Here is a 13,947-nt window from a genome sequence, read left to right as displayed (position 1 = left end):
AACGGACACTAAATTACGAATAAGTCTCTCTTTATTGTAACAAATTTCCCATAAAAAAATATGGCAAGAATGATTGGAGAATATTCTTACCATATGGGCTGTTTATTCTTTTCGATATATAATTTTTTTAATCGTTTCTATTGCTAGACAATATTGTGTTGCTAAATCCTCGAAATCTCTTCCATTATGAAAGGCTTCTTTAATTTGTTGATTACGTTTATCGTAATATTCACGATTCCCAGATTGAGCTCCCCATTGACGTCGCCTCTGTTTCTTTGGAATATATATCGTCTCTCCTTGAATATGTTGTTGCAACTCTTTTAACAAGTCATCAGGTAAAATTTCTTGCGCTTTCGTTACTTTCAATTCAGCCAGCTCCTTATTTTTGTATTTATAAGGGCAAAGCATGAACAAGCAAGGCGATGAACCGTCACCCCATACAAAGTATCGCCTTATTTATCAGGCTTTGCATGGGCTAGTTTAAAGTGAGGCAATAACGCACGGGTTGCCATTTCAAACACCTCCATCTAATTATAGTTTAATTTATTGCTAGACTGATTTCTACAATTTAGTAAAAATTTGATAAAAAGATAGTGTATTAGCTATTTCCTTCATCATAATTATTGACAATTAAACCTTCGGACTCCGACCATTCAGCATAATAAATATCTTTAATAGAGTGATGTCCGTATTCTTCTAGCATCTCTTTTAACCACTCTTCACTTTTATTAATTTCAGTAAGGACGTTATTTTGTATTTCCCCTTCATCTACGACTAGATGTGTTAGACTAGCTTCCTTCGGTTCGATATGTAACATATCTGCTGTAACAGGCTGTTCTTTTTCATATTCCATCACACTTAAATCACCATTCGGTTCCAATATCGCATATTTCACTTCTTTTATTGAAAAAATGCCTTGTAATCTTAACATGGAACGTAACTGTTCTGATTCAAGCTTGTTTTTCTTTAGATTTTTAATATTCAACACCCCGTCGTTGACGATTATAGACGGTGATCCCTTGATGATAGGTCGTAACCACTCAAAATTACGAACTAACAATTCTAAAATGAAAATGAGTACTGACCATAAACCAAGTGAATATAATACTTGCCAGATCGAAACGGATTTATCATAGACAGCATTTTCCATCAATCCTCCTAGTACCAATAAATAAACGAAATCGACTGGAGTAATTTGTGATAATTCTTTCTTTCCCATGATTCGTAACACAATTAATAATGCTATAAATCCCGCTATTATTTTTATCGTAATTGTTGTATCCATAAGACTTTTCCCCTCTTTTTCTTTTTCTTATCAGATACCCTTTTTTAGTAAGTAGAAACTCTTTGTTTATCTTCAAAAATTTGTGGTATTTGTCTATTGTATCCAGAAAAATGCAAATGTTATTGGAGGTAATAGATATGAAAGGTTGGAGATTAATTGATTTTCGAATTTTTCTTCCGTCTTTATTGATTATTGTGGCAATCAGCATACCTTTTTCATTGTATGAATCGGAATCATTAAACATATTAAATGCTATATTTGATACAATTGTCGATGTGTTTAGTTGGGGCTATATTTGGTATGCACTTATTTTGTTAGGCGCTGGTCTATACTTAGCATTTTCGAAATACGGTAAGGTAGTGTTAGGCAATCCCCATGAAAAACCTCGATTTACGATGTTTGAATATGCATCAATTTTGATAGCAATGGGTGTAGGGTCGACCATAATGAGAACGGGAATGGTGCAATGGACACAAGTTGCTCTTGACCCGCCTTTCGGAATTTCTCCTGAATCACAAGAAGCGTTGTTATGGGGCAATGCCTATAGTATGTTTTTATGGAGTTTTCAAGTATTTGCTATTTTTGTAATGGCAGCTCCGGCAATGGCTTACGTTATTCATGTCAAGAAAAAGCCGATGATGCGTATTTCAGAAGCATGTCGTTGTATCTTTGGTGATAAGTTTACCGATGGAATAGGAGGAAAGGTACTCGATGTCCTTTTTCTTGTAAGTATTTTGTCAGGGGCAGCGGTCACCTTAGGGCTTGGTACCCCGATTATTACTTATAACGTTTCGGCATTATTAAATATTGACGTTACTTTTGGATTGACGATGATTGTTACAATTATCTGGGTCTTCTTATTTTCAGTCAGTGCCTACTTAGGTATTGAAAAAGGTATCAAACGATTAAGTACATTTAATATGTATCTTGCCGGTGGATTGGCACTTTTTATATTAATAGCAGGACCAGGTATATTTATACTAGATTATTTTACCGACACAGTTGGACACCTGCTTTCTAATTATTTAAATCTATCATTTTATACAGATTCCGTAGCAATGGAAACGACGACGCATGTGCAAAGTCATATGGTATTTTGGTTTGCTTATAGTGCAACATGGGCAATGCTACACAGTATATTTGCCGCTAAAATTTCTAAGGGTCGTACAGTAAAAGAAATGATATTGACTTATTTACTTGCACCAACTATGTTGTCATGGTTAGCGACAGGTGTATTAGGTGGACTTGGGGTTGAACGCTATTTAACAGGTGAAGTAGCAGTCTTAGATACGGTACAAAGTGAAGATCCATTACATGCCATTCCAGAAATTCTATCGTCTTTACCATGGGCAAGTGTTGCGATCATTGCTTTTGTGATTGTTTCGATGATCTTTTTAACAACTACATTGGATTCAACCACCTATACGATTGCAGCCTATACTAGTAAACGTGATATGAGTAAAGTGGAGCCATCACGCAAATTGAGAATTATTGTAGCAGCAATTATAACGACGTTAGCATTAATCTTGATGCAGATCGGTGGACTAGCACCACTAGAGGTGATATCAGGCTTAATGGGACTGCCGATTATCGTAATTCAATTCTTAACTATTTATGCAGCGAAAAAAATGATGGATCAAGATCAAGCTTGGATAAATAATGTAAGGAAAGAGTAAATGAATGAGCTGCTGAAGTGAAATGTATAACTTCAGCAGCTATTTTTTTAAAAAATGATTTGAATTAAAGAAAATAGAACAAAACCTTTTGTGATCAAGATGGAAGGGTTTGCTTGATTGGATATGTTTTCGTTTACATTCATTCGAATTGTTAAAAAAGGGGTGAATTGGGTTTTACATTAAATAATCATTATGCTAATATGAACATGTTCACGAAAAGAACTTGTTCACATTTTGAATAGAATTAAAGGAAGTGGAGCAATGAAGGAGAGCAGGAAAGAAATACAACGATCACGCATGTGGCGATATTTCTTAGATGCTGCAACTGAAGTCATTGAAGAAGATGGAATTGATCATTTTACAATTCGAAAAATAGCAGATAAAGCAGGGTTTACTAGTTCTACCGCCTATAATTATTTCAAGGATTTATCCCATTTGAAATTTTTTGCTGCTATGCGTTTTATGTCCGATTATCTGGAAGAATTACCGACCTATTTAGAAAAAGGTAATAATACTGTGGAAAAATGGTTATATAGTTGGGAATGCTTTTGCAAACATTCCTTCGCCCAGCCTAAAATTTACTCGGTCATTTTCATGGATAATTTAGGTTCGATACCAGAAGATTTATTAGAACATTACTATAAGATTTATCAGAATGATTTGATCGGCTTGCCAGAAGAAGTAAAGGACATTATTATGGAGCACAGTTTTGCTAAACGCAGTGCGCTCTTTATCCAACCAGCAGTCGAAGAAAAGTTCATGGAAGAGCAGGACATTGAGATGATTTCGGATATGACGTTATTAATTTGGAAAGGTATGATGAATACCATTATTAATAAACGCAGAAATTATACACAAGAAGAAGCGATGCAGATGACATTGTATTATGTGTATGAAAGTGTGATGAAGGTAATTAAGCCAGAAAAACGTTCTGAAATCAATGTTTCCTATCCGAAAATTACAGAATAGATATTTTTTTGCCGAAAAAATGAACATGTTCATAAAGTGAATTCGTTCATGTTTCTTAGAAAGGGGATCTTATGTGATACAACTTAGTGGAATTCATAAAGTGTATGATGATGGGTTTCAAGCATTAAAAGATATTAACTTAACCTTTGAAGAAGGAAAAATTAATGTTCTAATTGGCCCAAGTGGTTGTGGAAAAACAACAACCATGAAATTACTTAATCGACTGACAGATTATACAGAAGGTCAAATTACAATTTATGGTAAAGATATTAAACAAATCAATCCGATTCAATTACGGCGTCAAATGGGATATGTGATTCAAAATATTGGATTATTTCCCCACATGACGATATACGATAATGTAGCAACAGTGCCAAAGCTTTTGAAATGGGATAAACAAAAAATTAAAACGACGGTTGATGACTTGCTACGAATGGTTAACTTAGATCCCGAAGTATACCGCGGACGCTATCCAGCAGAATTAAGTGGTGGTCAACAACAACGTATTGGTGTAATTCGTGCGTTAGCGGCAGAACCGTCAACCATTTTGATGGATGAACCGTTTAGTGCACTAGATCCAATTAGTCGTGAACAATTACAGGAAGAGTTAGTTCGCTTGCAAAAAGAAATTAACAAAACAATTGTTTTTGTGACACATGATATGGATGAAGCCATTAAAATTGCCGATCAGATCATTATTATGAAAAGTGGACAAGTGGTTCAAAAAGGATCTCCAGAAGAGATATTAGCTCATCCAGCAAATGACTTTGTCCGTGAATTTATAGGTGAAGACCGCTTGCAGAGTGTCGTTCCTTCTGTGCAAGATCTGATGACGACAGAATGTGAAGCAATAGAGCTTACTTCAACTATTGACGCAGCTATTCAAAGCATGTCCCAGCAAAAATTAAGTGCAATACCTGTCGTGGATGGTGATGAAAAATATATCGGTATGATTGATCTATTTTCAGCACTTCAACAGCGAGATAAAGAAGTAAAGGAAATAATCATCGATAAAAAACCTGTTCCTGATAGTGCTCATGGAGAGTTATTGCTTGATCAATCCAACGGAAATCAACAGGAAACCTTACCAGTTGTATCAGATCAGAATGAAGTAGTAGGAATCATAAAAAGCGAAAAACTGTTAGAAGTATTACAACGCTTCTATCAACTTAAGCGTGGTGGAAAATAGTGGATTTACTAACAGAGTATATCGAATTTTGGCAGGATAAGTATGATTCGATTCTTTCATACATGTGGGAGCATTTAGTTATTTCATTTGTTGTTATGCTATTATCGATTGTATTTACGGTACCTTTGGCGATTTATATGACCAAGATGAAAAATGAAAGAATCAAAGGACTTATTTTTAATATAGCGAATGTTTTTCAAACGATACCGACCGTAGCTTTGTTAGCAATTATGATACCGCTACTCGGAATCGGTTTTCGACCCGCGGTAGCAGCCTTATTTTTATATGCGTTATTACCTTTACTGCGAAATACCTATACAGGGATCCAATCGATTGATCCAAGTATTGTGGAAGCTGCAAAAGGGATGGGATTTAGCACCTTTGGTCGATTATTTAAAGTAGAACTTCCTGCTGCTCTTCCATATGTGATGTCAGGAATTCGCGTAACAACTGTGTATATTATCAGTTGGACAACCTTAGCCGCCTTAATTGGAGCAGGAGGATTAGGTGATTTGATTTTGGCTGGTATCGGTTATAACGATAAACATATGATTTTTACCGGAACGATACTAGCAATTGTAATAGCGTTATTAATGGATTTTGTATTCCATAGATTTGAAAAAAATTATTCTAAAGCATAAAAGGAGAGAAACATCATGAAGAAATTAATATTAGCAAGTGTACTAACAGCATTAGTAATGATCGTAACGGCATGTGGAGGTAGCACATCTGCAGATGGAGGAGAAGTTTTTGAGTATGGTGCCCAAAAAAATACGGACCCTAAAATTATGGGACAAATGGTGAAACTTTTAGTGGAAGATCAAACAGACCATGAAGTGAACATAACGGAAGATATTCCTGCAAGTCCACAGGTAATGACAGCTATTGATAAAGAGGATTTCGACTTTGCGACATTATATTCAGGTGAAGTATACAATAACCACTTTGATGAAGATCAAGTAGAATACTCAACAGATCCAGCAAAAACGTTAGAGCAAGCCCAAGAACTTTTTGGTGAAAAATATGATATGAAATGGTATGACTCAACTGGATTTAGTAACCAATATAGCATTGCAATTAAACAGTCTTTTGCAGATGAACATGGAATTGAAACAATGTCAGATTTAGGTACAGTAGCTGATCAAGTGACGATCGGTACGGATAACTCTTGGATTGAACGTGAAAATGATGGTTATGAAGGTTATAAAGAGGCCTATGGTTATGAGTTTGCTGATGCACGAGGAATGGATGTAGCCTTAATGTATAAAGCAATCGAAAGCGGCGATGTTGAGGCAGTGACTGCTTATACAGTTGACCCACAAATTATTGCATATGATTTAACCATTTTAGAAGACGATCAAAATTTCTTCCCGCCATATGAAGGATCTTTAGTAGCGCGTAATGCGGTAATTGATGAGTATCCAGAAGTAGCAGATATTTTTGATTCCCTAGTTGGGGCAGTGAGCACAGAAGAAATGACAGAATTAATTCGTTTAGTGGATATGGAAGAAGAAAGCACAGAAGCGGTAGCACGTGAATTTTTACAAGAAAAAGGAATGCTTGAATAGGGAAAGGTGATGACATGAGCTTTCTCCAAGAATTAAGTCAATACATGGCAGAGAACAGCAGTTTACTTTTTGAATTAACCGTTCAGCATATATTGATGGTGGTCTATGGTATCGCATTGGCGTTAGTCATAGGCATCCCATTAGGCATCCTAGCTGCACGTTACGAACGAATCGCACCATTTATTATTTCGTTAACAAATATATTGCAATTGATCCCAAGTTTAGCGATGCTAGCCATTCTCATGCTTTATTTCGGATTAGGATTTGAGACAATGGTGATTGGATTATTCCTATATTCCTTAATGCCGATTGTGCGAAATACCTATGTTGGAATTCGTGAAGTAGATGACAGTATTATGGAAGCTGGTAAAGGTTCAGGGATGACCTCTCTACAATTATTAGCCAAAGTCCAATTTCCATTATCGATTCCCTTTTTATTAGCAGGGCTGCGTGTGGCATCCGTCATCGCAATAGCTGTAGCATGTATTGGACCATATATTGGGGCAGAAGGTTTAGGAAAAGAGATTATTTCAGGAATTAGTTTACAATCAGAAGTGAAGATTTATGCTGGTGCTATTCCAGCGACAGTTTTAGCAATTGTTGCTGACTTGGCACTTGGATTACTAGAGAAAAAAGCAAAGAAACGTATGGCATTAGCGTAATTTTATTAAAGAAAGGTGAACAGCATTGGTTTTTAATATAAAAGATTCACAAGAACGCCGTGTGATAAAAGACTTTCCACGAACAGTAAAAAAATTAGAAAATGTATGGATACCAATGTCGGATGGTGCGAAATTAGCAGCAACGATTTGGTTGCCAGAAGATGCAACGGAAAATCCTGTGCCAGCAATCTTAGAATATATTCCTTATCGTCAGAACGATTTTACTGCCATTCGTGATTCGATCAGACACCCCTATTTTGCTGGACATGGCTATGCCAGTATTCGTGTCGATATTCGTGGATCTGGTAATTCGGATGGTGTTCTATTAGACGAGTATTTAAAACAAGAACACGATGATGCGTTAGAAATTTTTGATTGGATTTGTCAACAAGAGTGGTCGACTGGTTCAATAGGAATGATTGGTAAGTCTTGGGGAGGATTCAACGGTTTACAGGTAGCAGAACGTCAACACCCTGCATTAAAAACAGTGATTACTTTATGCTCAACAGATGATCGCTATGCGGATGATGTTCATTACAAAGGTGGTAATGTATTAGCATCTGACATGTTATGGTGGGCTTCGACGATGTTTGTTTATAATGCCAGACCACAAGATCCGGCTGTAGTAGGTGCAAGCTGGCGCGATAACTGGCTCGATCGATTGGAAAACACGCCACCTTTTGTAGAAGAATGGCTGACACATCAACGTCGTGATGATTACTGGAAGTATGGTTCTATCTGTGAAGATTTCTCGAAAGTCGATATTCCGGTATTCGCTGTAAGTGGCTGGCAAGATGGCTACACCAATGCTGTATTTCGCCTATTAGAGCATTTGCCAAATCAAAGCAAAGGCTTGATTGGCCCTTGGGCACATGAGTATCCAGAAGTAGCAACACCTGAGCCGAACATTGGCTTTTTACAAGAATGCTTGCGCTGGTGGGACCAATGGCTCAAAGGAATCGATACAGGCATTATGGAAGAGCCAAAGCTACTTTCATGGATTCAGGATAGCGAGTTACCACAAGTAACGTATGAAAAACGACCAGGTAAGTGGGTAGGCGATAACTCTTGGCCATCCGAGAATGTTTCTAGCAATAAATGGTGGTTAAAAGGTCAAAGCATTACGACCGATCAGAGTATGAGTAATGATCCTGTCGTGATTCCAAGTATGCAAGAGCATGGTTTTTACAATGGTGTATTCTGTCCATTTGGTCAACCAGGAGATTTACCTGCAGACCAGCGCTTAGAAAATGGGAAAGCAGCCGTCTTTACTTCTGCACCATTAGAGGAGAACGTCGAATTATTAGGAAAACCTACTTTCCATGCTGAGTTCTCCGTTGATCAAGAAAATGCTTTTATCATGGCAAAAGTAAACGATAAAGCACCAACTGGAGAATCTACCATGATTACATGGGGAATGCTAAATCTTAATCATTTAGAATCGCATGAAGATCCAAAGGCACTATCACCTGGTGAAAAATACCGAGTGCGTGTCGATTTAAATGTGCTAGGACAACAGATACCCGCTGGACATTCACTTGAGTTAGTGTTGGCACCAACTTATTGGCCTCAAGCTTGGCCATCACCAAAACCGGTGAATTTAACCATTTATCAAAGCGAAAATACCTATCTGGAGTTACCTGTTCGGACCGCGCAGCCAGAAGACAAGGGTGCTGGTGACCACTTCCAAGTACCAGAAACTGCTGAAGTGATGGAAAAAGAAGTCTTACGAAAAGAGAAACGAACACGTGAAGTAAAGCATGATCTAATCAATGGCATTTGGAAATTAGAAGATATGTCAGATGAAGGGGAACGAAAACTACTATCAAATGGTGTAGAGCACGGTAGTATTAATAAAAATACCTTCACTATTAAAGAAAATGATCCATTATCAGCAAAAGTAACATGTGAATGGGAACTAAATGTTGGCCGAGAAGATTGGCAAACGAAATTAGAGAGCTTTAGTGAAATGACAAGTGATCAAGACAACTTTTATCTAGTAAATCGTCTGATCGCTTATGAAAACAACAAAGAAATCTTCCAAAAAGAATGGAAAAAAACAATCAAGAGAGATTTTCAATAGTTAGTAGAAGCAGATTCCTTTTTGTGAATCTGCTTTTTTGTTGAGGTGCAAGAAAGGGAGCGTGAACTGCAAGAAGGAGAGCAAATCTGCAAGAAGAACAGTGCGAATTGCAAGAAAGAAGCTAAAAAAAGCGATAGAAAATCAAAAGATTTACTATCGCTTGTACTTTCTAAGCAGACTTTTCAGATTGTAAACTCTAAATTTAGTCCCTCCACTAGTTTCAACTTCCAATTTTCTTAAAATTCGTGATGTTGTATAAAGTGAATCTACTAATAAAAACCATCTCGCCTGTTTGTTATTGATGTAGAAACCAAACAAATAGACAAAATCACATAATGCATCAAGATGTGCATTTTTATCACGATGTCCACAAGTACTGCATATCCAAGTTCCGTGAGTCCGTCGCATTGCCTTAGGTTTACAAGTCGGACAAAAAACACCTCTTCTAATATTATTTAAGATCTCTCTCTTCGGTTCCAAAATGGATATAGAACGTTCCTGATGTAAAGTCAATAATTTTTTGCCTAGCTGTAACAACTGATCCATTTCATAGATTCTCTCAGTATAGCTAGAAACTAACTTTTGCAAACGATCAGGACACTGTTGAACTGGTATCATATCAAGATGCTGGAAAGATAATTGAGCCTGGTCATGAGTGAAAATCGCCAAGGTGTGAATGGGGATATTTGAATATCCGAGGTTTGTTAATAGAGACTGAAGTTGTGTTTTCTGCAGATTTGCTTGGGTTAAGGGATGTTGATAGACTTTTTCTTCTTGATCTTTATTTTGAATCAATTGTTCTGATTCATTTAAGTAAAGTTTTCCTTTTAGGTGTTTTACTTCTGTAATTAAGAAAAAGGTAGGGAATAAGAATAATCCATCGATTTGGAAGTGGTGGTTATGATCCTTCAAACGTAATCCATATAAATCATAGCGGGAGGTAAAATTACTTAGATCAACATAATAAGGCAGGCTTTTTTCGCCCAAATAGCCGGATAATTCACGACGGAATAAATCGAAGGTCTTGGAGGGAATATCGAGGTAACGTTCGTTCATTATTTCTAATTGCTTTAAATGTTCGGTTTTTTGAGGTGGTTTTACAATCAATAGATCATCTCATAAACATAATTATTCCTCTTCAGTATAACAAAAATCTACCATATGATATACTAATTTTTAAAAAGGAGCGGATCGAATATGGAAACAAAAAATCAGCAGCTGTTTCGCGAATTTAATGAAGCATTTGTAAAAGGTGATATCGAAAAAATACTAGCAAGTGTAACAGATGATATCGTCTGGCGCATGGTTGGTAATGATACAATTAAAGGAATCGATAACTTAGAAACCGCACTTCAAGGAATGGATAATGGCAACGAATTTGAATTAGAGATCGAACATATGATTACACATGGCAAAGAAGCAGCAGTGAATGGGATTATCCATTCAACCAATAAAGATGGGGAACAACGCCATTATAGTTTTTGTGACATTTATAAATTGAATAAGCATAAAGAAGGCAAAATCAAAGAAATTATTAGTTACGTGTTGGAGATCTGATCGTGGGACAGTTAGGGAGATTTGGATTGGAATAAGGTTAGCTCTAACAATTAATCGATTGTCGCGATGTTGAAGCATATTTAAGAATAGAGTGTTGGAAAAAAACAGCAAACAAAAACGCTCAGGTTTTTCTGAGCGTTTTTAATCGTTTTTCTTCAACTAACTTACACCACTAAACATTTATATACCCTTCTAAATACGATACAGCCTCACCAGCTATTCTTACAGTTTCACCCGTATTTGTACAATATAGCTTTCCGCCTCTTTCTGATAATTGCAATGCGACAAGTTCCTCTTTTTTTAAGATGTTATTCCAATAGGGAACTAACGTACAATGAGTAGAACCAGTAACTGGGTCTTCTTTTATTCCTGCCTTTGGTGCAAAAAATCTTGATACGAAATCCACTTTTTCCCCTTTTGCTGTCACTATTACACCAAATCCGTCTAGTTTTTTTAATTCATCCATATTTAAATCAAGATCCAAAATATCTTGCTCTTTTTCAAATACTGCCATATAGTCTCGTGATTTATAGACCTCTTTAGGTACTTTCCCTAAACCTTTAATAAGTTCTTCTGGCGTCTCGCATCTTTCCCCTTCTCTGGAAGGAAAACTCAATGTAAATAGACCATCATCCTCAGATACTTCTAAAAGTCCACTTTTTGTTTTAAATTTAATGTGTTTCACATTTGTATCTAAATACGTGCATATGACATAGGCAGTTGCTAATGTTGCGTGTCCACATAAGTCGACTTCATCTATTGGAGTGAACCACCTTAACTCATATACATCCTCTTTTTTTACGAAGAATGCAGTTTCTGATAGATTATTTTCTGCTGCAATCTTTTGCATTAAATCCTCTTCTATCCATTCGTTTAATGGACATACCGCAGCGGAGTTTCCTTTGAATTGTTTATTTGTAAAAGCATCAATCTGATAAATCGGGATTCTCATTTTGCTTGAACTCCTTAATTTGAAATTTCATCTGATTTGCATCATTTTAACATGAAAATAGGAGTGTAAAAAAATATTTGATTTGCACTCCCCTTAACCTAATGAGCACCATTCACTTCTTTTGATCCAAAATATTCCGACTATAAATTTCCTCAATATAACCAACATAACCTTCTACAGTTTCTTCGTTGCTATTCTCTTCCATTCGAGTTGCCAACGATGCTAAAATGAGAATACTACTACACATTAATAACCAAACAAAAATACCAAATAAGATATTCATCATCCAACCTCCTACCGATAGTTTAGAGGATGGAACGCGTTTCAGAGCAAGTACTTTTTTGAAAAAAGAGGGAAATAATATGACGAATATTCGTGATATTGCTAGAATGGCAAATGTTTCGGTAACAACAGTTTCTCGCGTGATCAATGAACATCCATATGTTAGTGAAGAAAAAAGAGAAGCGGTTCTTCGAGCAATGGAAAGAGCCGATTATCAGGTTAATATGACTGCAGTTCACCTTAGTCAAGGGAAATCCCAGCTGATTGGTGTTGTTGTCCCTTTTGCCAATCATCCTTACTTCGGGTTGTTAATTGAAGGAATAGCCAAAAAAGCAGTCGAAAGCAATTATCATTTTGTATTAATCCAAACGAATTATAACAAAGAAAGGGAACAGGAAGCGCTCGATATGTTAAGGCATAAACAGATTGATGGATTGATCATTTGTTCTAGAATTTCGGGGCTAGATACAATAACAAAATACCGTCAATACGGTAAAATTGTTATCTGTGAAAATGCGAAAGGGAATAGAACGATCGATTCTGTTTATATCGATCATTATCAAAGCTTCTTATCTGCACTAAAATACTTATATGAAAAAGGCTATCGAAATATTGGTTACTCAATTGGACGGGAAACAGGTTCAAATAGTTATTTTCGTCAACAAGCATATCGGGATTTTTTGAAGCAAAAAGATTTGCCTTATCAGGAGTCATTTGTTTTTACGGAGAATTATAATTTAGAAGATGGACAAAAAGTGGTGAATTTGATACAACAACTTTTCCATAAACCTGATGCTTTATTAGTAACAAGTGATGTGGTGGCAGCAGGGATTATAACAGCTTGTAACCATACGAATTTGAGAGTGCCTGAAGATTTAGCGATTATTGGTTTTGATAACCAGCCGATCGCTAAAATGATGGGGATCACTACATTTGAGATCCCACTTGTAACAATGGGTGAAAAGTTATTTCAACAAGTAATCAGGACAACGTCTACAGCTCATCAACAATTTCATGTTACATTAATTGAGAGGAATACAGTGTAAAATAAAAGCCAACGCGTAATGCGTTGGCTTTTCGAGTCATTTATTCTTCTACAACAAACTCAAATCCACCAGAGAACTTAACATCTTTACCGATTAGTACGCCACCAGTTTCAAGTGGAGCGTTCCAAGTTAAACCATAATCTTCACGGTTGATTTTGCCTTCTACGTCTGCACCTGCGATGGTGTTACCTTGCATTGGATCTTTTGCTTTACCATTGTATTCCACTGTAAATGTTTCTTCTTTAGTTACATCTTTGATCGTTAAATCACCAGTAACTTGATATTCAGAATCACCTGATTTTTTAATGTTTTTACTTACAAAAGTAATATTCGGATACTTTTCAACATTGAAAAAGTCTTCAGATTTTAAGTGACCATTACGATCATCATTGTTTGTTTCAATCGAAGCAACATCAATTGTTACTTTAACACTAGCATTATCAAGGTCGTCAAAACTACCATTAAAATCAATATCGAAATTTTGGAATTCACCTTTTGCTTTTGATACCATCATGTGTTTTACTTCAAAATTCAATGCACTGTGCACTTTGTCTAAATTTACGTTTGCCATTATTAAAATTCCTCCCAAAAAAATATTAACTTACTTTATGTAACTAAGTATACAAACAATAATTAATTACGTCAAGTAATTAATTTATTTTATTTCTGTAAAAAAAT

At 36.1% G+C, this 13,947-nt stretch carries 15 protein-coding genes; 9 read left to right on the top strand and 6 right to left on the bottom strand.

Translation table 11 applies throughout. From position 1 onward, the window contains the following. Window positions 1-102 precede the first annotated feature (102 nt). Window positions 103-408 (bottom strand): CD3324 family protein, encoded by a 306-nt coding sequence (locus BN3107_RS03305; RefSeq protein ID WP_058306218.1) that lies wholly within the window; start codon window positions 406-408, stop codon window positions 103-105. 190 nt (window positions 409-598) lie between these two features. Continuing rightward, complete coding sequence (locus BN3107_RS03300; protein WP_058306217.1) at window positions 599-1,285, bottom strand: DUF421 domain-containing protein; 687 nt, start codon at window positions 1,283-1,285, stop codon at window positions 599-601. 137 nt (window positions 1,286-1,422) lie between these two features. Here BN3107_RS03300 and BN3107_RS03295 point away from each other — a divergent pair, with 137 nt between their 5' ends. From BN3107_RS03295 to BN3107_RS03265, 7 genes are all read left to right on the top strand, one after another. Then, window positions 1,423-2,961 carry a BCCT family transporter gene (locus BN3107_RS03295; RefSeq protein WP_058306216.1) on the top strand — a complete coding sequence of 513 codons (1,539 nt, stop codon included), beginning with the start codon at window positions 1,423-1,425 and terminating at the stop codon, window positions 2,959-2,961. A 261-nt stretch (window positions 2,962-3,222) separates the two neighbouring features. Continuing rightward, entirely contained in the window at window positions 3,223-3,930 is a 708-nt protein-coding gene (locus BN3107_RS03290; RefSeq protein ID WP_058306215.1) for a TetR/AcrR family transcriptional regulator, read from the top strand. A gap of 73 nt (window positions 3,931-4,003) precedes the next feature. Beyond that, entirely contained in the window at window positions 4,004-5,119 is a 1,116-nt protein-coding gene (locus BN3107_RS03285) for a betaine/proline/choline family ABC transporter ATP-binding protein (protein ID WP_058306214.1), read from the top strand. After that, window positions 5,119-5,760 (top strand): ABC transporter permease, encoded by a 642-nt coding sequence (locus tag BN3107_RS03280; protein WP_058306213.1) that lies wholly within the window; start codon window positions 5,119-5,121, stop codon window positions 5,758-5,760. The genes BN3107_RS03285 and BN3107_RS03280 overlap by 1 nt, the downstream gene beginning before the upstream one ends. Window positions 5,761-5,775: 15 nt before the next feature. Further along, window positions 5,776-6,687 (top strand): ABC transporter substrate-binding protein, encoded by a 912-nt coding sequence (locus BN3107_RS03275; RefSeq protein WP_058306212.1) that lies wholly within the window; start codon window positions 5,776-5,778, stop codon window positions 6,685-6,687. A 14-nt stretch (window positions 6,688-6,701) separates the two neighbouring features. Next, window positions 6,702-7,349: an ABC transporter permease gene (locus tag BN3107_RS03270; protein WP_058306211.1), complete on the top strand. Its 648-nt coding sequence runs from the start codon at window positions 6,702-6,704 to the stop codon at window positions 7,347-7,349. 25 nt (window positions 7,350-7,374) lie between these two features. Continuing rightward, entirely contained in the window at window positions 7,375-9,432 is a 2,058-nt protein-coding gene (locus tag BN3107_RS03265; protein WP_058306210.1) for a CocE/NonD family hydrolase, read from the top strand. A 153-nt stretch (window positions 9,433-9,585) separates the two neighbouring features. On the opposite strand, the gene BN3107_RS03260 is transcribed toward BN3107_RS03265, so the two are convergent. Continuing rightward, a complete protein-coding gene (locus BN3107_RS03260) occupies window positions 9,586-10,539 on the bottom strand; it encodes a nuclease-related domain-containing protein (protein WP_058306209.1) in 954 nt (317 codons plus the stop codon). 90 nt (window positions 10,540-10,629) lie between these two features. Between BN3107_RS03260 and BN3107_RS03255 the strand changes: the two genes are divergently transcribed. Beyond that, complete coding sequence (locus BN3107_RS03255) at window positions 10,630-10,989, top strand: nuclear transport factor 2 family protein (RefSeq protein ID WP_058306208.1); 360 nt, start codon at window positions 10,630-10,632, stop codon at window positions 10,987-10,989. A gap of 172 nt (window positions 10,990-11,161) precedes the next feature. On the opposite strand, the gene BN3107_RS03250 is transcribed toward BN3107_RS03255, so the two are convergent. Further along, window positions 11,162-11,941: a PhzF family phenazine biosynthesis protein gene (locus BN3107_RS03250; protein WP_058306207.1), complete on the bottom strand. Its 780-nt coding sequence runs from the start codon at window positions 11,939-11,941 to the stop codon at window positions 11,162-11,164. Window positions 11,942-12,053: 112 nt separating this feature from the next. After that, window positions 12,054-12,227: a hypothetical protein gene (locus tag BN3107_RS19725; RefSeq protein WP_156416106.1), complete on the bottom strand. Its 174-nt coding sequence runs from the start codon at window positions 12,225-12,227 to the stop codon at window positions 12,054-12,056. 76 nt (window positions 12,228-12,303) lie between these two features. On the opposite strand from BN3107_RS19725, the gene BN3107_RS03245 reads away from it, so the two are divergent. After that, window positions 12,304-13,269 (top strand): LacI family DNA-binding transcriptional regulator, encoded by a 966-nt coding sequence (locus tag BN3107_RS03245; RefSeq protein WP_058306206.1) that lies wholly within the window; start codon window positions 12,304-12,306, stop codon window positions 13,267-13,269. Window positions 13,270-13,309: 40 nt separating this feature from the next. Here BN3107_RS03245 and BN3107_RS03240 read toward each other — a convergent pair whose 3' ends face one another. Then, complete coding sequence (locus BN3107_RS03240) at window positions 13,310-13,840, bottom strand: YceI family protein (RefSeq protein WP_058306205.1); 531 nt, start codon at window positions 13,838-13,840, stop codon at window positions 13,310-13,312. Between the last annotated feature and the right edge of the window lie 107 nt (window positions 13,841-13,947).

This window comes from Gracilibacillus massiliensis (genome assembly GCF_001458115.1).
GTDB classification, from domain to species: domain Bacteria; phylum Bacillota; class Bacilli; order Bacillales; family Amphibacillaceae; genus Gracilibacillus; species Gracilibacillus massiliensis.
Note: the sequence above shows the minus strand (reverse complement) of the source record. Positions and strands in the feature narration are given on the sequence as shown.